The 19,641-nt window shown below is 67.3% G+C and carries 13 protein-coding genes; 4 read left to right on the top strand and 9 right to left on the bottom strand.

Annotated features, from left to right (window positions below; translation table 11 throughout):
* Positions 1 to 10: 10 nt before the first annotated feature.
* Together AB4850_RS09925 and AB4850_RS09920 are read right to left on the bottom strand one after the other, a co-directional pair.
* Positions 11 to 1,345: an NAD(P)/FAD-dependent oxidoreductase gene (locus AB4850_RS09925; RefSeq protein ID WP_414439644.1), complete on the bottom strand. Its 1,335-nt coding sequence runs from the start codon at positions 1,343 to 1,345 to the stop codon at positions 11 to 13.
* 415 nt (positions 1,346 to 1,760) lie between these two features.
* A complete protein-coding gene (locus AB4850_RS09920; protein WP_414439643.1) occupies positions 1,761 to 3,488 on the bottom strand; it encodes a pectate lyase in 1,728 nt (575 codons plus the stop codon).
* An 829-nt stretch (positions 3,489 to 4,317) separates the two neighbouring features.
* Between AB4850_RS09920 and AB4850_RS09915 the strand changes: the two genes are divergently transcribed.
* Positions 4,318 to 6,468, top strand: coding sequence for a glycoside hydrolase family 28 protein (locus AB4850_RS09915; RefSeq protein ID WP_414439642.1), 2,151 nt, complete (start codon positions 4,318 to 4,320; stop codon positions 6,466 to 6,468).
* Between the two features lie 103 nt (positions 6,469 to 6,571).
* Here the strand turns inward: AB4850_RS09915 and AB4850_RS09910 are convergent, their stop codons facing one another.
* The 7 genes from AB4850_RS09910 to AB4850_RS09880 form a co-directional block, all read right to left on the bottom strand.
* Positions 6,572 to 8,293, bottom strand: coding sequence for a tannase/feruloyl esterase family alpha/beta hydrolase (locus AB4850_RS09910; protein ID WP_414439641.1), 1,722 nt, complete (start codon positions 8,291 to 8,293; stop codon positions 6,572 to 6,574).
* Between the two features lie 28 nt (positions 8,294 to 8,321).
* The gene (locus tag AB4850_RS09905) at positions 8,322 to 9,470 is read right to left on the bottom strand and encodes a porin (protein WP_414439640.1); all 1,149 of its coding nucleotides are present in this window, start codon (positions 9,468 to 9,470) and stop codon (positions 8,322 to 8,324) included.
* Positions 9,471 to 9,537: 67 nt separating this feature from the next.
* The gene (gene mhpT / locus AB4850_RS09900; RefSeq protein ID WP_414439639.1) at positions 9,538 to 10,743 is read right to left on the bottom strand and encodes a 3-(3-hydroxy-phenyl)propionate transporter MhpT; all 1,206 of its coding nucleotides are present in this window, start codon (positions 10,741 to 10,743) and stop codon (positions 9,538 to 9,540) included.
* Positions 10,744 to 10,948: 205 nt separating this feature from the next.
* Complete coding sequence (locus tag AB4850_RS09895; RefSeq protein ID WP_414439638.1) at positions 10,949 to 12,844, bottom strand: feruloyl-CoA synthase; 1,896 nt, start codon at positions 12,842 to 12,844, stop codon at positions 10,949 to 10,951.
* Positions 12,841 to 14,289, bottom strand: a complete 1,449-nt coding sequence (locus AB4850_RS09890) for an aldehyde dehydrogenase (protein WP_414439637.1) — start codon at positions 14,287 to 14,289, stop codon at positions 12,841 to 12,843. Before AB4850_RS09890 ends, AB4850_RS09895 begins: the two co-directional genes overlap by 4 nt.
* 31 nt (positions 14,290 to 14,320) lie before the next feature.
* Positions 14,321 to 15,151: a p-hydroxycinnamoyl CoA hydratase/lyase gene (locus AB4850_RS09885; protein ID WP_414439636.1), complete on the bottom strand. Its 831-nt coding sequence runs from the start codon at positions 15,149 to 15,151 to the stop codon at positions 14,321 to 14,323.
* Positions 15,152 to 15,357: 206 nt separating this feature from the next.
* Positions 15,358 to 15,864: a MarR family winged helix-turn-helix transcriptional regulator gene (locus tag AB4850_RS09880; RefSeq protein ID WP_414439635.1), complete on the bottom strand. Its 507-nt coding sequence runs from the start codon at positions 15,862 to 15,864 to the stop codon at positions 15,358 to 15,360.
* Between the two features lie 633 nt (positions 15,865 to 16,497).
* Between AB4850_RS09880 and AB4850_RS09875 the strand changes: the two genes are divergently transcribed.
* The 3 genes from AB4850_RS09875 (at position 16,498) to AB4850_RS09865 (ending at position 19,392) form a co-directional block, all read left to right on the top strand.
* The gene (locus AB4850_RS09875) at positions 16,498 to 17,397 is read left to right on the top strand and encodes a LysR substrate-binding domain-containing protein (RefSeq protein ID WP_414439634.1); all 900 of its coding nucleotides are present in this window, start codon (positions 16,498 to 16,500) and stop codon (positions 17,395 to 17,397) included.
* Between the two features lie 189 nt (positions 17,398 to 17,586).
* Positions 17,587 to 18,552 (top strand): LysR substrate-binding domain-containing protein, encoded by a 966-nt coding sequence (locus AB4850_RS09870; protein WP_414439633.1) that lies wholly within the window; start codon positions 17,587 to 17,589, stop codon positions 18,550 to 18,552.
* 42 nt (positions 18,553 to 18,594) lie between these two features.
* Entirely contained in the window at positions 18,595 to 19,392 is a 798-nt protein-coding gene (locus tag AB4850_RS09865; RefSeq protein ID WP_414439632.1) for an AraC family transcriptional regulator, read from the top strand.
* The last annotated feature ends 249 nt before the right edge of the window (positions 19,393 to 19,641 follow it).

Raw genomic sequence — 19,641 nt, 5'->3', positions numbered from 1 at the left:
GAAAGGAGAATCAGGCGAGTGCGGCGCGCTGGCGGCCGCTCCAATAATCGTTGAATTCGTAGAGCGCCGCCCCGACCGGCACCGCGAGCGGGCGCGCCAGCGAGGCCGGGTCGAGCGGAAAGCCGCCCTCGGCGAACGGGCCGGCCTCGGCCGCCGCGCCCACGATGCGCCGCGCGATGCGCTGGCCGAGCCAGGTCATCAGCGCCACGCCGTTGCCGTTGCAACCCACCGCGTAGTGGATGCCGTCGGCCTCGCCCAGATGCGCGAGGCGGTCGTTCGTCATCGCCACGAAGCCTTTCCAGGCATGCGTGAGGCGCACGTCGCGCAGGGCGGGCCACAGCGTCACCAGCTTCGCGTGGAGCCGGCGCGCGGCGTCGCGCTCGTCGAGCTCGCGGATCGCCGGGCGCGAGCCGAACAGGATGCGCGTGCCGTCGGACGACGGGCGCGTGTAGAACAGGTTGCGTTTCGAATCGCTGACCATCCGGCGGCCCGGGTTCAGCGCGTCCATCAGGCCCGGCGGCAGCGGCTCGGTGGCGATCTGGTAGCTGGCCACCGGCAGCACGCGGCGCGCGAGGAACGGCAGCAGGTCGCCCGTGTAGCCGTTGGTCGCCACCAGCACGCGGCCGGCCAGGATCGTGCCGCGCGCGGTGTGCACGCGAAAGCGGGCCGCGCCGGTGTTGCCGATGCGCTCGATCTTCTGCGCGGCGGCGTGCGAGTGCAGCGTCGCGCCGCGGCGGCGCGCCAGTTCGCGCAGCGCGCGGTGGTACTTGGCGGTATGCAGGCCGCCGTACTCGTCGATCAGGATGCCGCCGTAGTAGTAATCGGTGCCGACCAGCGCGCGCTGTTCGTCGCGTGAAATCACGTGCACGGTCACGCCGGTTTTCTCGCGCAGCAGCTCGCCCTGGGCGCGCAGCGTGTCGAAGTGCTGCGTGGTGTAGGCGCCGAAGAAGCGGCCGCTGATGTGCAGGTCCGCATCGAGCCGCTCGCTGGCCACCAGGTGCTTGAGGAAATCGAAGCTCGCGATCGACTCGCGCATCAGCCGTTGCAGGCGCTCGGCCGACACGCCGCGAATCGCATTGGTCAGCGCGAGCTTCTGGCCGCTCGACACCATGCCGCCGCTGCGCGTGCTGCCGCCGGCGCCCAGTTCTTCCGCATCGATCACCGCCGTCGAGAGGCCGTGGCCCGCCGCTTCGGCGGCGGCCGACAGGCCGCAGTAGCCGCTGCCCACGATCAGCAGGTCGACCGAGGCCGGCAGCGGCGAGTGGTCGGTTTCGGGCGGCGCGGCATCCCACCAGTACGGTGCAACGCGGAACGCGTCATGAAACAGCAGGGTGTCGGGGCGCATCGGATTTCCCGGGTGCTCAAGTTGAAACCAGTCTAGGTTTGCGGCGCGCATCCGGTCAAATAGCGACAAAAACACCTTCCATTCATTTTTGATATGGCAATCTGGTCGGGAATCCGAAGCGATCGACATCGGCCCGACAGGAGACGTTGAGCTCCTCCCGAAAAACCGTAGCGGCGAAGACTGGAGATTTCTGGCAAGGCGGAGGGACGTCGCCGCGCCAATAGTCTTTTTTGATTCAGTGATCACCGGATCTGATGACCGTTCTCGTCCGGCCCGCCGAATTTCGCCGGCCAGGCATAGCGGCTGGCTTGACTGCTTCGATCTTGAACTTATTCGTGTATCGCTTGCTGTTCATGCTGGCCGCTTCAAGCCATGGTTTATGGCAACCGTGGACACGCCAGGCTTCATGGCGCCGTCACGGCGAAGGTACCCAGCCCGCGTTGTTGTTCCATGAGGCGAACACCTTCGCACGCGTATTCAATCCGCTTAGGTCGGCACTTGTCGTCGCGTATGTCCCGTTGCGTCCGTTCGTGGGCAGCGCGTTTCCCGACGCATCCAGGCTGCCCATCTCGCGCCACCCTGCCACGGCAGTGGGGGACGCGGGGTTGGGCGCCGGGTTCGTGTACCAGCCGGCCGTCGCGACGTGCGTGCCGATCTGCGTACCCACGTAGGCCACGTCGTCGCAGCCGAGGTTCGCGTTCCCGAAGCTGCCGCTGCCTGTGTACGCGGTGGTGCAGTAGGTCGGCGAGCTCAGGCCGCCCGAGCGCGCCAGATAGGTGGCGCCGGCTGGCACCGCTGCATCGGCAGTCAGCGTGCCGTTGAGCACCACGAAACCCGGGAAGCCGTAGGCCGCGCGCGACTGGAATACATAGCCGCCGGAGGTGGGCGTGACAGGATCGGCGACCGTGTGCAATTCGCTCTGCTCGAACAGCGCTGCGTAGGGGGAGCCCCAGATGAAATCGACGTCGCCGGCGATCAGCGACTGATAGAACCACGCCCAGCCCTTGAGCTGCAGCGTGTCCTGCGCGCTCAGGAAGGTCATCTGCGTTGCCATGAGACGGCTGCCGTTCAGCGTCGCGCTGTTGTAATAGATCGCCTCGGCCTGATTGTTGTCGACAGCGCTTTTCACGTGCGAATTCTGCAGCGTGAAGTTCGTCAGCTTCAACAGGTCGGCGCCTTCCACGAGCAGCACCGAGCGGCCTCCGCCGAGGCTGCGCCGCGTGCCGCTTCCCTCCGTCGTCAGCGTGGTTTGCGGGGCCGTCTTGCTGCCGCCGGTGGACGGGTTGTAGGACTCGTAGTTGTCGTCGTAGACGACCACGCCCGTGCGGCTTTGGCCCGCGATGGTCAGGTTGTTCACGTTGCGCAGGAACAGTTGCTCGTGGTAGCTGCCGTTCTCGATCGTGATGGTTTTGGCGTCATTCGCGTTGACACACGTTACGCAGCCATTTTGCATGATCCAGTCGAGCGCGCCCTGGACGCTTCGGAAGTCACTCGTGCCGCTGGCGCCGACCGTCACGGCAGTAGGGGAGCTCGGCGCGGGTCTGGTCTGGAACGACCACGCGGTCGGGGTGCCGATGCCGCCGAAGGCTTGGCCGGCGATCTTGCCGTTCAGCACGCCGTTGTCGATGCTCACGGAATAGCGCGTGCCGTAGGCGAGCACACCGTCGTGCAGGCGCACCGTCGCTGTGTTGCCCGAGATCGTGACCGGCGTGTAGTAGACATAGCGCCATTGCGTGAGCGAGCCCACGTTGTTGCCGAGCTTGTCGACTTCGGTGTTGGCGGCCGGCATGTAGGTCTGGCTTTCGCCGCCGGCGGTGACTGGCGCGCCGCTGATGTCGATGATGTCGACCAGGCTGCCATCCGAAACGCGCGTCACCTTGATTTGTCCCGCGACGCCGAGCGTCGGAGGGGCGTCGAACGTGATCGACAGGCGCGTGTCCGCATAGGCGGCGGTCTCGCCGTTGGCCGGAACGAACGAGGCTGTCGCCGTGGCGGCCGCGGAGCCGGACCCGACGGCGGGCGTGGTGCCGATGGCCGAGGTCGGCGCGGAATCCGTGCCGCCGCATGCTGTCGCCGCGGCTGTCAGTGCGATTCCCGCGCACAGTTGCCAGCAGCGTTGGTATGTCGACAAGAATTGCGTCATGGATCTCTGCTCCCGTCTGCGGGCCGCGGCCCGGTTTATTGTTCGTCATGCCAACTAACTGGACCCAATAAGCACTGCCTCGATCCATGCGCTCCGGCGGTTTTTCATCGCTTACATGTTGCGACGTCATACAACATGAATGAATTGAAGTGGCGCGACATAGCCGCTTCGACCTCTTCCGTTCCGCTCTTCTTGATTGCGAGCGATTCACTCGGAATACACGCCGAAAGTAAAACGATGGGATGAAAAAGGTTCGAGTGCAGGTGCGCTATGCGCGGATGTGGACATGTCGCCCGTCGTGAGTTTTGCAAGAGGGAGGGCGCAATGTATTCCCCGTCTTCTGAAAAACATCTGACAACGGAAATCGTATAAGTCACGAAGTCGAGGCAACAAGCTCGGGCTTTCCCTAGCCGTAGATCAACTCAGAAACCATGCCCATATGGATTTTTTGCGGATGAGGTCCGTTCTCTTGCCGTCCGGGCGTGTAGTACGGGACAGCATTTTAATATCGGACATCAGATCACATACCTTTCCAAAACTTTTCAATAAAAAAGTTGATCGAATGGGTACATACCCGTAAGTCATAGTGAATGAAGGGGCCGGGGATCGGATATTGGAAAACCCCGTGCCATGCCGGATTCGATTAACGAAACGATTTTCCGCTTTTGTCGCTCGCCCGATCTTGGGTGAAACGAAATCGCGGACTCAAGCATCCGTGCGACCTTTCGCTTTTTCGTTGTCCGTTATAGGATGACTGACCAAAAAATCGATTCCTCGACACATCAACCCGGCATCGTCGACGCACGATGACCAGACAGGAGACACCTTCATGAGAGCTTCTTCACGAACGCGTGGGGCACGCTTGCTGTGCCTGCTCGCAGCCTCGATCGTGACGGCCGCCACGCTGAGCGCGTGCGGCGGCGATTCGGACGCACCCACCTCCATCGGCACCGGCAGCCCGTCCACTGCCAATGCCGTGTTCCAGGTTGGGACAACGACGTCCGACGCGAACTTGCCGGCAGAGCCGAGCCTGCCCGCCGATGCTCAGGTGTGCAGCACGCTCGAAGCCAGCAACACGCTCGTGAGCCGCCCGGATGGCTCCCTGCCGCCCGAGGCCGATCCCTCCCTGGCAGGCGTGGGCAAGGCGGTGTCGCCGACCACGGCCAACCCCGACCAGGCGCGGATTCAGGCGGCGCTCGACGCCTGCGGGGCCGCGGTCGATGCGGAAGTGGGGGCGACCATCGCGGCGGCGGACGCCTCGGCCACTGCCGCGCAGAAGGCCGCGGCCATTGCGAATGTCAACATCGCGGGGGCATCCGGCGAGGCGTTGGCCAAGCCCGCATACCACGCCAGCAAATTCGCCGTGCGCCTGGTGGTCAACAGCAGCGGTGGTGGCAACAGCTTCATCAGCGGCCCGCTGACGCTGCCTTCGGGCGTGACGCTGTGGATAGACAAAGGCGTCACGCTGTATGCCTCGCGTGACGTGAAGGCCTATGCGCCCGCACTCGCCGGCCCGTACTGCGCCAATACCGCCGTCAGCGCCACGAAGAGCGGGAGCTCGTCGAACTGCCTGGCGCTCATCACAGGCACCAACCTGGTCAACTCGGCGGTCGTCGGCGATGGTCGCATCGACGGCCGCGGCTACGCGGAAATCGTCACCTCGGATGCGAAATATCCGCTGATGAAGGTGGACCTGACCTGCTCGAATACCTATGCCGCGTACAAAACCGGCACCGTGGCGCCCGACGGTACGCCTTGCGACGACGGCGGCACGATGGTGGATTCGAAATCGTCGGTGCGCAACATGAGCTGGTGGGATCTGGCGTACCTCGGCAACATGGTGCAGAACGGCACCACCGGTACGGCTTCGCAGTCGAATTTCCGGCTGATGGTGTTCAACTACGCGAAGAACCTGACGCTGTATCGCATCACGCTCAATAACAGCCCGAACTTCCACGTGGTGCCGAGCGGTGTCGACGGCTTGACGATCTGGGGCGTGAAGGTGCAAACCCCGACGCTGGCCGCGTTCGCGAATCCTGCAGGAAATGGCAATCCCCTTTACACGGGCCAGACCTTCGGGGAGGACAACGTCAAGAACACCGACGCATTCGATCCGGGCTCGGCCTCGAAGGCCACCTCGGTCGCCCTCTCGACGGGTAGCACGACGAACTCCGCCGCCGGCGCGATCTCGTTCGACGGCTACCTGAAGAATTTCGTGTTTGCCTATAACTACGTGAGCACCGGCGACGACGACATTGCGCTCAAGGGCAGCAACAACCCGTCGCCAGCCGGTTCGGGCCTGTTTGGCGTGGATGGCAACCGCAACGTCCGCGCGGACCGTAAATGGGGCATCGTGATCGCTCACAACCACATCTACTGGGGACACGGCATCTCCATCGGCAGCGAGACGAACGCAGGCGTGACGAACGTGCAGGTCTACGACAACGCCTTCTGGGACTCGGAAGAGGGGCTGCGCATCAAGTCCGACTACGCACGCGGCGGCGAGGTAAGCAATATCAACTACGCGAACATTTGTATCCGGGACGCGACCAACGCACTGCTCTTTACGCCGTACTACAGCACAAAGGCGCTGCCGGCGGGCGGTCCGCTGTATCCGAATTTCCACGACATCTCGATCTCGAATGTGGTGATCACCGGGTCGGCCGGTGTCAAGCTGCAAGGCTTCGAGGCGAATACGGGCGGTTTCGGCGAGCCGGCCTTCCCGCTTGTGATGAAGCTCACCAACGTGGTAGCGGACTCGCCGGACAACATCTCGGTGATCTCGTCGGACGCCAACCTCACACTGCAGAACGTGAACCTGCCGATCTTCGCCTCGACCGCGAACCGCGTCACGGTGAATGGCGTCGCCAACCACGCGCTGACCAGCAGCGGCGTGCTGGATTGCAGTAAGGCGTTCGTCGACTTCCCTGGCATCGATCAGTCGAATCCGTTCGGCACGACCTGGGCACCTTCGTTGTAATCGAGCGCGCGAGACGGAGCGTATCCGGCTCGCGCGCTGATCGACGGTCCGCACCCGGATGTTGCCAAGGCGCGCGCCGGCCGCCTTTGGTGGCGGCGCGATCTCAACGGCAACTGAAGCTCGCTGCCGAATTCACGTCGCCCGAACCGTTGTAGCGTGCAACCTGGGGATACGGGCATAGCGGCCGCGTGCGGCCGGCCCCCCACGAGGTCGGCACGTCCGCGTTCGGCACGGCGTTCGTCGCATCGCGCGCGGCGGCCGTGATCGCGGCCGGCGGCTGCCCCTGCTCGACCCACGCGACAAGCGGCGTCAGCATGTCGAACTGATCGGTCGCCGGCCCGCCCGAACAGTGGTTCATCCCCGGCACCGGATAGAAGCGGGCGAAATCCGACGCGTCGCCGCCGTTCGCCTGCGCGACCTTCACGTACCAATCGCGCGTGTCGTCGAACGAGAACACCGGGTCGCCCGAGCCGTGATAGGCGATCAGCTTCGCGCCGCGCGACTTCAGCGCGGAGAGGTTGGTCTCGTCGGGCGGCGTCATGAACGACCAGGCGGATTGCGGGTACACGCCGTTCGTCGCGAAGATTGCCGGCGCGTCGTTGTCCATGTCGAAGCCGAGCGCGAAACCTGGCAGGTTCGCGAGCGTCGCGGCGGTTTTCGGCGGCGTCATGAACGTGAACGCCATCGCGGCCGGATCCAGGCTGACGGAATTCGACTGCTTCCATGCGGCCCAGCCGCTGCCGGCCACGCCCGGATCGTACGGAAAGCTCGCGTACAGCGCCGTGCCCGCGCTGTTGCGCGCACCGGCGAACACGTTCTCCAATGCGGTTTTCTGCGCAGGCGTCAGGCAGGCGCCCGTGCGTGTGCCGTTCGTGCAGGTGGGGATATCGGCATCGATGCCGAAGTGCGCCTGGCAGGCGGCGACGTCCTGCACCATGCCGTCGGCCGCGCCGTCGAGCGCATCGCATTTCTCGAGGATCTTCGCGCCGACGAACTGCCGCTCCGCGTCGGTGAAGCCGCTGCGGATGTCCGGCAACCCGTTCGTGCCGGTCGCCGACGCGATCTTCGCGAACTGCTGCGCACCGTACATCTCGCCGATCGCGGCCTTCGGCAAATGGAAGCCCGGATCGCCGACGATGATCCCGTCGTAGTCGGCCGGGTTGCGCACGGCCGTGACCATCGCGTGACGGCCGCCATTCGAGCAGCCGTCGAAGTAGCTGCGGTCGGGCGCCTTGCCGTACGCGAGCCGGATCACCTGCTTGGCCATCGGCGTCAGCGCGTCGACGGCGCCGTAGCCGTAGTCGATCCGTGCCTGCGGATCGATGCCGAACAGCGGATTCTGCGCGGCGCTGTGCCCGGAATCCGAGCTGATCACCGCGAAGCCCATGTTCAGCGCGTCGTTCAGTGGGCCGCCGCCGCCGATCTCGCCGGTGGCGGTCACCACGTTGCCGTCGAGCCCGCCGTTCGCCTGGTAGAAGAAGCGGCCGTTCCACGCTTTCGGCAGGCGCATCTCGAAGCCGATCGCATAGGTGTTGCCGTCCACCGCGCTCACGCGCTCGTTCATCTTTCCCTCGATCACGCAGTGTTCGGCGATCGGCTGGCCGGCCACCGTCAGCGCGCCGGCGGCCGCGGTCGTCACCGACGTGAACGACGTGCTCGCATACGCGAGCTTCGCGGCAAGCGCGTCGCAGGTCTGCGCCATCGCGGCCGGCGTGGCCGCGCTCAGGTGAGTGGGCGCGGAACTGACCGAATCGTCGCCGCCGCAACCGGCGAGCACGATTGCGGAAATCGGCGCAATGAAGAGGAATGCAGAATGTCTGTTCAAGATAAGCTCCGTTCGTCGATCTGCCGGGTCAGAACATGTGCTTGATACCGACCATCGCACCGAGCTGGCCCATTCCCTCGCCGGGCGTCGTGCCGGCCCCGCCGCCGCTGACCGCGTAGCGCGCATGCGCGCTGTTCCACAGGTAGGAGGATTGCGCGTAGACCGAGGTCCGCTTCGTCAGCAGGTAGGTTGCGCGCAGCGTTGCCATCGTCGCGCGCGTGTCGTGTGCGCTGTTGACGATCCGGTAGCCTTCGCCGTCGACGATGAAATCGGGCTTCATCGCATACGACGCGCCGACGAAGAACAGGTCGGAACGCGCGCCGGCCACGGCCGGCGAACCGCTCGACACGCGCCGGCCGATCCAGCCCGCGCCGATCCGCGCGCCCGCCGCCTGCGCGTATGCGCTCACGTGCACGCGCGCGTCCTTGCCCGCGCTGCTCGTGAAGGCGGCCGGCGCGACGCCGTCGAAGAAGTTCGCGGCCGCCCCCGCGCCGCCGCGCTGTTCCTCGTAGGAGGCGGCGGCGCCGAAATACGCGCTGTCGTACTTGAGCATGGCCGACCATTCGCGGCATTCGACCGCATTGCCCGGCACCTGCCCGGCGCACGTACCTTGCCCCGGCGAGTTGCCGGTGCCCGCGCCGTCGCGGCCGAACGAATACGCGGCGCCGAGCGTGACGCCGCGATAAGCGCCGATGTAGGTGACCGCGTTGTCGGCGCGGCCGTTCGGCACGTACGCATCGAGCGAGCCGAGCCCGTAGATGTCGGGGCCGATGATGTCCGCACCCTGCAGCGCGAGATAGGTCATCGTGTACTGGCGGCCGAACGCGAGCGTGCCGAAGCCGCCCTTCAGCCCGACGAAGGCCTGCCGGCCGAACAGCCGGCCGCCCTGGCCGAGATCGCCGCCACGCACGTTGAAGCCGCTTTCGAGCGTGAAGACGGCCTGATACCCGCCGCCGAGCTCTTCGACGCCGCGCAGCCCCCAGCGCGACGGCAGTTCGCCCGTCACGGCCGGCATGCGCACCACGTGATCGCCGGCCGCGTTCGCATGCGTCACGAACTCGACGCCCGTATCGATGATCCCGTACAGCGTCACGCTCGACTGCGCGCGCGCGCCCGGCGCGACGAGCGCACAGCATGCGCCGGCGGCCAGCAGGCCATTCCTGGTGTTCTTCTTCATGTCGTTGTGTCTCCAGACCTCAGGTGATTGCACGCTCTGACGGCGCGCATTGAAAAACCGGGAAATGTCAGTCGCGCGCACGCGGACGGCGGATCAGCAGCAGCGCGGCGCCGGCCGCGACGAGCGTGACGGGGATGCTCGCGCCGATCACGACCGGTGCGCTGCGGCCGGCGGCCAGCAGCGTCGCGGCGGCGAGCGGCCCGACGACCGAGCCGAGCCGGCCTACGGCCACCGCCGCGCCGACGCCCGTGCCGCGCATCGCGGTGGGGTAGTAGATCGCCGCGAGCGCATACAGCACCGATTGGCCGCCGATCACGAACATGCCGGCCGCGAACGCGGCCGCCGCCAGCGATGCGAAGCCGGGCGCCGCCGCCAGGGCGGCGAGCGACAGCACGATTCCGACGTACATGCCGCCGACCACGTGCGACGCGCGCATCCTGTCGAGCGCCGCGCCGATGCCGAGCGCACCGAGCCCGCCGCCCACGTTGAACGCGATCTGCACGATTCCGACGTGCTCGCGGTCGAGCCCGCGCGCGGCCATCAGCGACGGCAGCCAGTTCAGCAGGAAATACAGGACGATCAGCGTGCAGAAGTAGCTGATCCACAATGCGAGCGTCGATACCGTGCGGCCGTCGCCGAACAGCGTTCGAGCGATGCCGGCACGCGCGGCCGGCATGTCGGCGACGTCGAGATACGCGCGCGATTCCGGCAGCCGCAACGCCAGCAACGGCAGCAGGAGCAGGGGCCCGGCGCCGCCGACGTAGAAGATGTGCCGCCACTCGGCGTCGCCCGCCAGCAGCACGCCGATCAGCGACGCGATCACGCCGCCGAACGGGATTCCGCAATACATCGCGGCCACCGCGGCGCTGCGCGCGCGGGGCGCGACCGCTTCCGACGACAGCGCGATCAGGTTCGGCATTGCCCCGCCGAGGCCGATGCCGGTCAGCACGCGCACCGCGACGAGCATCGCGAAACTCGATACCTGCGCGGTGGCGATCGACAGCAGCCCGAACAGCGCAACCGATGCGATCAGCACGCGCTTGCGCCCGATCCGGTCGGCGAGCCACCCGCCGAGCATCGCGCCCGGCAGCAGCCCGAAGGTGCCCGCGCTGAACGCAATGCCCATCTGCGAGACGGTCAGCCCGAATTCGCGCGCCATGCGTGGCGCGGCAACGCCGACCGACTGCAGGTCGAGCCCTTCGAGCAGCGCGATCGCGAAACACAGCGCGAGTGTGGTCGCAACGGTCTGCCTTTCGGCAACGTAGGTGTTCATCGTGTCTCCAATCCTTGTTGTCTTGTCCTTGTTGTCTTGTCGTCGGCGAGCCTCGCCGGGCCGCTGGTCGTGCGCGTCGAGCGCCTGCCCGGGGCGGGCCGGCGCTCGATTGGCCGCCCTTTTATCAGGCAGCCTGATTCACTGATCGTGAAAAATCCCGCCGATCGCCTCCGGCAGGTTGCCGCGGGTACCGCCAACCGCGTGCCTACGCGTAGATCACGTCGGGATCGCTGCGCGCCGGGTCGTACAACGCGTCGATCGTCGTCGCGCGATGCTGCTGCACGGCGGCCTGATTCAGCGAACCCTTGTCGGTCACTTCGCCGAGATCGAGCGACGGCGGCGTGTCCATCAACCGGATGCGCGCGACGAACGTCGATCCGCCGCTCGCGTGCCGGTTCAGCGCAGCGAGCCAGGTCCGGAATGCGGCGCGCACGGCTGGCGCGCGCAGCACGTCGGCCGCGGCCGCATCGGCGCCGAGCGACGCGAGCGCGCGGCAGGCGTCGAGGCGCGGAAACACGAGCAGGCCGATGTCTTCGCGGTTGATGCCCGTCACGACGACGTCCTGCACGTACGGGGCGCCGCTCGACACCGCGTTCGCGCGCAACGGCCCGACGCTGACGAACGTGCCGCTGCCGAGCTTGAAATCCTCCGTCAGCCGCCCGTCGAATTGCAGCCCGAATTCCGGCCGTCCCGGATCGGCGAACACCGCCGCGTCGCCGCTGCGGTAATAGCCTTCGTCGTCGAACACATCGCGCGGATCGACGTCCGCGTGCCAGTAGCCGCGCATCACGTTCGGCCCCTTGAAGCGCAGCTCGAGCTTGCCGCCGGACGGCGCGAGCTTCACGTCGCAACCGGGCGCGGGCAGGCCGATATAGCCGGAGCGCATCAGCGGCCCCGTCGTAAACAGGCACGACGGCGACGTTTCGGTCATGCCGAGCCCGGCCATGATCCGGATCCGCTCGCCGCAATGCGTGCCGGTCACACGGTCGAGCCGGTCCCAGGCAGCCTGCGACAGCCCCGCACCGCCGAAGAAGTACAGTTTCACGCGCGAGAAGAACGTGTCGCGCAGCTCGGCATCGCGCTCGAGTGCGGCGGTCAGTTCTTCCCAGCCTTTCGGCACGTTGAAGTAGATCGTCGGCGCGATCTCGCGCAGGTTGCGCACCGTTTCGTCGAAGCGGCCGGGCACCGGGCGCCCGTCGTCGATATACAGCGTGCCGCCGTTGTAGAGCGCAATGCCGAGGTTGTGACTGCCGCCGAACGTGTGATTCCAGGGCAGCCAGTCGACCAGCACCGGCGGCTCGCGCGTCAGCTCGGGCATCGTCTGGCGCAGCATCTGCTGGTTGCTGCACAGCATCCGGTGCGTGGTCGGCACGGCCTTCGGCCGCTTGGTCGACCCCGACGTGAACAGAATCTTCGCAAGATGGTCGGGGCCGATCGCCGCATGGCGCGCGTCTATCGTGCGCGGTTCGGTAGCCAGCAGACGCGACAGCGGCACGGCGTGGTCCGTCGCGTCGGCATCGCGCCCGACGATCAGCGTCGCGTCGGCCGGCCGCGCCGCGTCGAGTGCGCGGGCGAACGCCGCGCGATCGGCGACGAACACCGCGCCCGGCCGCAGCACGTCGAGCGTGTGGCGCAGCTTGCCGTAGTCGGTGGACACCAGCGAGTAGGCGGGAGAGATCGGCGCGTACGGCACGCCGGCCAGCATCGCCGCGAACATCAGCTGCAGGTGTTCGAGATCGTTGCCGGACAGCACCGCGAGCGGACGCTCGACCGACAGGCCGAGATCGACGAGGCCCTGCCCGAGCGCGCGTGCGCGTTCGAGCATCTGCGCGTACGTGATCTCGATCCAGCGGCCGCCGTCGTCGCGTCGCGCGGCCAGCACGCGGTCGGGGTAGGCCTGCGCGCCGTTGACCAGGCAGTCGGTCAGCCGCTCCGGGTAGGCGCCGAGCGGTTCGCGCGCACGCAGGTGCCAGGTGCCGTCCTCGGAGCGGTGCATGTCGGCGGCGCCTTCGGCCACCGCCGCCGCGCGGTAGCGCACATCGGCCACGCCGCGCGCGGCGTCGTGAGGAGCTTGGGATACGTTCATCGTCGCGTCGCTCATATCGGATAGTGACGCGGCGTGGTCTGCACGGTGATCCAGCGCAGCTCGGTGAATTCGGCGATCGACGCGCGGCTGCCGAAGCGGCCATAGCCGCTCGCCTTCGTGCCGCCGAACGGCATCTGCGCTTCGTCGTGCACGGTCGGGCCGTTGATGTGGCAGATCCCCGACTCGATCCGCCGTGCCACCGCCATGGCGCGTGCGACGTCTCGGCTGAACACGCTCGCGGACAGCCCGAACTCGCTGTCGTTCGCAAGCTCGACCGCTGCGTCATCGCTGTCCGCGCGCAGGATCGCGACGACCGGCGCGAACGACTCCTCGCGGTACAGACGCATCTCGGGCGTCACGCCGTCGACGATCGCGGGCTGCATCGTCGCGCCTTCGACGCGACAGCCTAGCGGCAGCCGCGCGCCGTGCGCACGCGCGTCCTCGACCAGCGCCGCCGCGCGCTGGGCCGCAGACGCATCGATCATCGTGCCGAGCGGATGGCCTGCCCGCGGATCGCCCGCGACCAGCAGGCGCGCCTTCGCGGCAAGCCGCTCGACGAGCGCATCGGCGATCGGCCGCGCGGCGATCACGCGCTCGGTCGACATGCAGATCTGCCCCTGGTTGAAGAACGCGCCGAACGCGATCGCATCGACCGCCGCGTCGAGATCGGCATCGTCCAGCACGAGGACGGGCGCCTTGCCCCCGAGCTCGAGCAGCACCGGCTTCAGGTGCGCGGCGGCGTGGCGCGCGATGATGCGCCCGACGTGGGTCGATCCGGTGAAATTGATGCGCTTCACGTGCGGATGCGCGATCAGCCGCTCGACGAGCGCCGGCGCGTCGGCCGCCGCGTGCGTGATCACGTTGACGACGCCCGCGCCGAGTCCCGCTTCGTCGAGCACCGCACCGATCAGCGCATGCACGCCGGGGCACGCTTCGGACGCCTTCAGCACGACCGTGTTGCCGCAGGCGAGCGGCATCGCCAATGCACGCGTACCGAGGATCACCGGCGCGTTCCACGGCGCGATGCCGAGCACCACGCCGCACGGCGCGCGCATCGCGAGCGCCAGATTGCCGGGCACGTCGGACGGGATCACGTCGCCGGCGATCTGCGTGGTCATCGACGCAGCCTCGCGCAGCATGTTCGCCGCGAGCGTGACGTTGAAGCCGATCCAGCCCGGCGTCGCGCCCGTTTCGGCAACGCCGGCTGCGACGAAGGCGTCGATGCGCGCGTCCATCAGGTCGGCGGCCTTCAGCAGCAACCGGCGGCGCGCTGTCGGCGCGAGCGCCGCCCATGCGGGAAAGGCACGATGCGCGGCGTCGATTGCCGCGTCGGCGTCGGCGAGGTCGGCCGCCGGGGCGCGCGATGCGAGCGCGCCCGTCGCGGGATCGAGCCGGTCGAAGGTGCGGCCGTCGCGTGCGGCGCACCACTCGCCGGCGATCAGCATGTATCTGTCGGTCATGTCGTCTCCTGCCCTGTCTCTTCCGGTCGGGTCAGCGCTTGTACGCTTGCAGGCCGGGCTTGATCGTCTTGTCGTCGAGGAACTGCCTGAGCCCCTGTTCGCGCCCCTGTTCCGGATCGCGCAGTTGCGCCTGGTCCAGCTTCGCGTACAGATAATCTTCGCATTGCTCCCACGTCAGCTCGCGCGAACGCTTGAAGCCGTGCTTGGCCGCGCGCAGCACGACCGGATTCTTGTCCATCAGCCGCGCGGCGAGCGCGATCGTCGCGTCGCGCAGCCCGGCGAGCGGCACGCTGCTGTTCACGAGCCCCATGTCGGCCGCCTCCACGCCGGTGAACGTGTCGCCGGTCATGATGTAATGCAGCGCGCGGCGGTGTCCGACCGTGTCGGCCATCGCCTTGCTGACAAGATTGCCGGGCGGGATGCCCCAGTTGATCTCCGACAGCCCGAACACGGCTTCGTCGGCGGCAATCGCGAGATCGCACGCGACGAGCGGCGAGAAGCCGCCGCCGAAACACCAGCCGTTCACCATCGCAATGGTGGGCTTGGCGTACATGCGCAGGCGGCGCCATTGCCATTCCGACGCGTCGCGCCGCACCTTTTCCTGCAGCGCTTCCGGGCCGCCATCGATCTCGCGGAAGTATTCCTTCAGGTCCATGCCGGCCGTCCACGCGGCACCGGCTCCGGTGAGAACGAGCACTTTCGCCTCGTCGTCGAACTCGACCGCGTCGAGTACCTGCAGCATCTCCTGATTGAGCGTCGGGCTCATTGCATTGCGCTTTTCCGGGCGGTTCAGCGTGACCCACGCGATGCCGGCCTCCACCTTCACTTCGACGGTCTGCCAGCGCTTGTCGTACTTGCTCATGTGTTTTCCTGGTTTGCGTTGCTGTGCGATTCGGCACGCAGCATTCCTGCTGCGGACGGCTTCATTTAATATCAGGCTACCTGATATATCAAGCGGTATTCGCGGCGGTGTAAACCCGTATCGGGATGTCATGGAGAAGGCGGGCGCGAACAGGCGCCCGGCAGTTGCGATGGAGGGGAGAGGGGCTGCCGTTGCCGGCGGGAAGGTCAGCCGCGCAGGTTGCGCGCGAAGATTTCCAGCACGCGTTGCACGTGCACGGCGTCGTCGGCGCAGAAATCGCCGAGCATGGTCGTTTCGAGCGGGCGCAGCACGGTTTCGCATTCGCGCAGCATGGCCGCGCCTGCGTCGGTCAGCGTCAGCAGGATCACGCGGCCGTGCGACGGATCGGCCTCGCGCGTAACGAAGCCGCGGCGCGCCATCACGCTCATCACCTCATTTGCCGATTGCGGCGTGATGAACGAGCGCTCCGCAAGCTGTGCGTTCGACGATGCGCCACGTGCTTCGAGCACGGATAGCGCCGTGTATTGTGCAAGCGTGATGCCGAGCGGCGCGAGCGCGTCGGTCATGTGGCGGCGCAGTAGCCGGTCGAGAGCGCCGATCGCGTAGGTCAGGCGCTGCGGGATACGCGCCTTCGGCTTGTCGCCGGCTGCTGCCTGAGTGGCGGTCTTCGCGGTGCGCTTCGGGTTCGCAGGTTTGGTCGAGGTGGAGCTCATGGGGCGGGCAGGGTGGGGTTGCGAGCCATCTTACCAGCAGGGATTGCCCGGGCTCGCGGCGCAGATTCGCCATCGATGACGCGTCGAGCGCGGTTCGCTGGCCGGAGCCGGCGCCCTGAGCCGCACCACCTGAGCGCTATCAACATGTCGCGATGGGCGGCGGCGGACGCCGCGACACTCGGATCGCCACCTGCTCGCGCAAGTACGCGACCAGCGTCTCTCGCATGGGGTGCTCGACGAACGGGTTGCGTCGCAGGACAGCGTGTAACGAACCGGTCCAATTGATTGGATGCATAGACGCTCGCTGATTAACGCGAAATCGATGTCAGTGTGACCTGAGCCGCATCATGGAGACAACCGGCAAGGGCCGGCGCCGCGTTAATTGTTGCCTGCGAGAGCGCGCAGCGCGCCGAGGCCGATCCCCGGATCATGCAAGCGCAATGGGATGCAAAAAAATGAAGAGCAAGAGGCGCGAGCATCGGGTCGCTGCCTCTCCGATCTTTACGATCCGATACGTCTGGATGTTTGAGAAAGGTCGTGACTTTCAGTTTTTTGCGAATGCTAGAGTGCGATGAACGCCCAGAAGAACATGGGGCAAAAAGTCGGGACTTTTTTGGACGGCGAGAACGGCACATGAATCAACGGCAGATCGAGGCGTTCCGGCTGGTGATGCTGCGCGGCTCGATGACGGTTGCCGCCGACGAGATGGGCACCTCGCAGCCGAGCGTGAGCCGGCTGATCGCGGAGCTGGAGGCGGCCACCGGGCTCGCGCTGTTCGTGCGGCAGGGCGGCCGGATTCGCGCGACCGATGCGGGCACGGCGTTCTATCACGAGGTCGAACGCAGCTTCGTCGGGCTGGAGAAGCTGGTGCAGGCGGCCCGCGAGATCAACCAGCTCGGCAGCGGGCGGCTGCGGCTGGTGGCGGCGCCGATCATGGCGCTGTCGTTCCTGCCGGGCGTGATCGAGGATTTTCTGGCCGAGCACCCGCGCGTGGCGGTGTCGCTCGAAATGCGCAGCGAAAGCACGATTCAGCGCTGGGCCTCGTCGTCGAACTGCGATATCGGCTTCTCCACCACTCTGCCCGACGTGGTCGGCGTGACCAGCACCGACCTGTACCGGCTGCCCGGCCTGTGCGCGCTGCCGGCGGGGCACGCGCTGGCAGCGCGCAAGCGGATCGCGGCGGCCGACCTGCGCGGCGAGCGGCTGATCCTGCCGTCGTATGCCGACGACACGCGCGCGGCCGTCGATCGCGTGCTGCGCCGGGCGCGCGCCGACCAGGTGGCGGCGATCGAGACACCTTACGGCGCGACGATCTGCGCGCTGGTCGCGCGCGGGCTGGGCATCGGCATCGTCAACCCGCTGGCGGTGGAGGACACCAACCCGGCGCGCATCGTGTTCCGGCCGTTCTCGAAGGACATCGTGTTTCGCGGCTTCACGGTGTGCCCGCAGTGGCAGCAGGAGAAGCCGGTGGTGCGCGCGTTCCTGGCGATGGCGCACGCGCGCATGGAAAAGATCGTGCGGGGGCTGCGGTAGCGGCGCGGCGGGCGATCGAAGCGCCCGGCGGAAACGTCTGATGAAATGCTGCGGATACCTATTCGAACCGGTGCGCCGCGCGTGGATAGGGATAGTCGGCCAACATATCCCTAAAAACAGCCAAGCTTTGTGCCGCCGGCGCCGCCCGGTGCGATACTGCCGCTCATTACATTCGCATCGGGAACGGGGATGAATACGACGCAGAACATGGGCGTCTTTGTGCGGGTGGCCGAAACCGGCAGCTTCACGGCGGCCGCCACGATGTTGCGCACCTCCACCGGGCAGGTGTCGCGCGCCATCTCCGATCTGGAGCAGCACCTGAGCACGCGCCTGCTGCAACGCAATACGCGGCGCATGTCGCTGACCGAGGCCGGCGAGCGCTACCTGGTGCATTGCCGGAAGATCCTGGCCGACCTCGAATTCGCCGAGGCCGAGCTGCTGACCGGGCAGCGCGCGCCGATCCCGGACGGCCCGCTGCGGATTCACTCGATGACGAGCTTCGGCACGCATTACCTGGTGCCGCTGATCGCCGAGTTCTCGCGCAGCTTTCCGCGCGTGCGGATCGACCTGACGCTGGCCCAGCAGCCGGTGGATTCGCTCGACGAGATGCACGACTGCGCGTTCATCGTCTCGAACGTGCTGCCCGAGCCCGGCCCGGGCACCCAGCGGCTCGGCGAGATCGCCTGCATCGTGTGCGCCGCGCCGTCCTATCTGGATGCGCACGGCACGCCCGAGCGGCCGTCCGACCTGAGCGATCACGCGTGCCTGCAACTGCGCGCGCCGGGCATTCCGGCGATCGACTGGCGCTTCGACGGCCCCGACGGCGTCGAGCGCGTGCAGTTCGACCGCTATCCGTTCGTCATCAACGTGGCCGATTCGATGACGGTGGCGATCCGCGAGGGCATGGGCATCGGCCTGCTGCCGGCCTCGTTCGCGCTGAACGGCCTGCGCGACGGCTCGCTGCGCCGCCTGCTGCCGGGCTACACGATGGCGTCGATGAGCGTGGATATCGCCAGCACGCCGCACCGGCTGCTCAATGCGCCGCTGAACGCGTGGCTCGATTTCCTGCCCGAGCGGCTCTCGGCGCGGCTGGCGCAGGACGCCGAGGCGCTGCGCGGCGACACCGGCGGCCCCGAGGCCGTCGCGCGTGCCTGAGCGTATGCCTGAGCGCCGCCGCGCGCCCGGACGTCGGCCGTCATGAGGCAACCCGCTTACGCGCAGCTTCCGGCCGGATTCGATCCGGACTGCTACGCGGCGAGCGCGGTGGCGATGCAAGTGGACGTGCGCGACAACGAGATCGAGCAGCCGTTCCATCGCCACCGGCGCGGCCAGCTCGTGATCGCGCGGCGCGGCTTCGTGACCTGCCTGGTCGAGCGCGGCGTGTGGGTCGTGCCGCATGGCTGCGGCGTGTGGATTCCGGGCGGCATGCCGCACAGTAACCGCGTGGCGGCGGACGGCGAGATCGCCTTGCTGTTCGTCGAGCCGGGCACGGCGCGCATGCCCGATGCCTGCTGCACGTTCGCGATTCCGGCGCTGATCCGCGAGTTGATCGCCTATCTGGCGGCGCGTCCGCACGACTACGAGCCCGACAGCGCCACCGGCCGCGTGGCGGGCGTGCTGCTCGAACAGCTCGGCTCGATGCCGGTCGAGGATCTGCATGTGCCGATGCCGCCGAAGCGGCAGTTGCGCAAGATCGCCACCGCGCTGGTCAAGGACCCGGCCAACCGCGCGACGGTGGGCGAGTGGGCGCGGCAGGTGGCGCTCGGCGAGCGCACGCTCGCGCGGCTGGTGCTGGCCGAAACCGGCATGACGTTCGGCCGCTGGCGCCGCCAGTTGCATATCGTGACGGCGATTCAGAAGCTGTCGGCCGGGATGCCCGTGCAGCGCGTGGCGGCCGAGCTGGGCTATGAATCGGTCAACGCGTTCATCACGATGTTCAAGAATGCGTTGGGGCGTACGCCGGGGCATTATTTGCCGCGCAAGACGCGTGAATGATGGGGCGGTTGATGGTGTGCTTGATGACGCGATCTCGAACGCCGGGTTCGCGAACGATGGCAGCGCGCCTTACCCTGTACCGCGCCCAGGCACAAAGCACCGCGCACCGAGCGATCCCCGTGCGCACGATGCGCGCCGATGGCAGAATCGACCCGGTCGAAGCGCGCGTGGCCGTGGACACGCTGCTCGAATCCACGTTGCCGAGGCCGGGCGGTGCGACCCTCCGGTCCTGAACGCCGTCTCGTGCAA

The sequence above is a fragment of the Burkholderia sp. 22PA0106 genome (assembly GCF_047497155.1).
Lineage (GTDB): Bacteria > Pseudomonadota > Gammaproteobacteria > Burkholderiales > Burkholderiaceae > Burkholderia.
This window is presented reverse-complemented; position numbering and strand designations above follow the sequence as displayed.

Coding starts and splice junctions, on each gene's coding strand:
- AB4850_RS09925 (WP_414439644.1), bottom strand. CDS start 1,345: ATGCGCCCCGACACCCTGCTGTTTCATGACGCGTTCCGCGTTGCACCG.
- AB4850_RS09875 (WP_414439634.1), top strand. CDS start 16,498: ATGAATCAACGGCAGATCGAGGCGTTCCGGCTGGTGATGCTGCGCGGC.
- AB4850_RS09865 (WP_414439632.1), top strand. CDS start 18,595: ATGAGGCAACCCGCTTACGCGCAGCTTCCGGCCGGATTCGATCCGGAC.
- AB4850_RS09870 (WP_414439633.1), top strand. CDS start 17,587: ATGAATACGACGCAGAACATGGGCGTCTTTGTGCGGGTGGCCGAAACC.
- AB4850_RS09905 (WP_414439640.1), bottom strand. CDS start 9,470: ATGAAGAAGAACACCAGGAATGGCCTGCTGGCCGCCGGCGCATGCTGT.
- AB4850_RS09895 (WP_414439638.1), bottom strand. CDS start 12,844: ATGAGCGACGCGACGATGAACGTATCCCAAGCTCCTCACGACGCCGCG.
- mhpT (WP_414439639.1), bottom strand. CDS start 10,743: ATGAACACCTACGTTGCCGAAAGGCAGACCGTTGCGACCACACTCGCG.
- AB4850_RS09880 (WP_414439635.1), bottom strand. CDS start 15,864: ATGAGCTCCACCTCGACCAAACCTGCGAACCCGAAGCGCACCGCGAAG.
- AB4850_RS09890 (WP_414439637.1), bottom strand. CDS start 14,289: ATGACCGACAGATACATGCTGATCGCCGGCGAGTGGTGCGCCGCACGC.
- AB4850_RS09920 (WP_414439643.1), bottom strand. CDS start 3,488: ATGACGCAATTCTTGTCGACATACCAACGCTGCTGGCAACTGTGCGCG.
- AB4850_RS09885 (WP_414439636.1), bottom strand. CDS start 15,151: ATGAGCAAGTACGACAAGCGCTGGCAGACCGTCGAAGTGAAGGTGGAG.
- AB4850_RS09915 (WP_414439642.1), top strand. CDS start 4,318: ATGAGAGCTTCTTCACGAACGCGTGGGGCACGCTTGCTGTGCCTGCTC.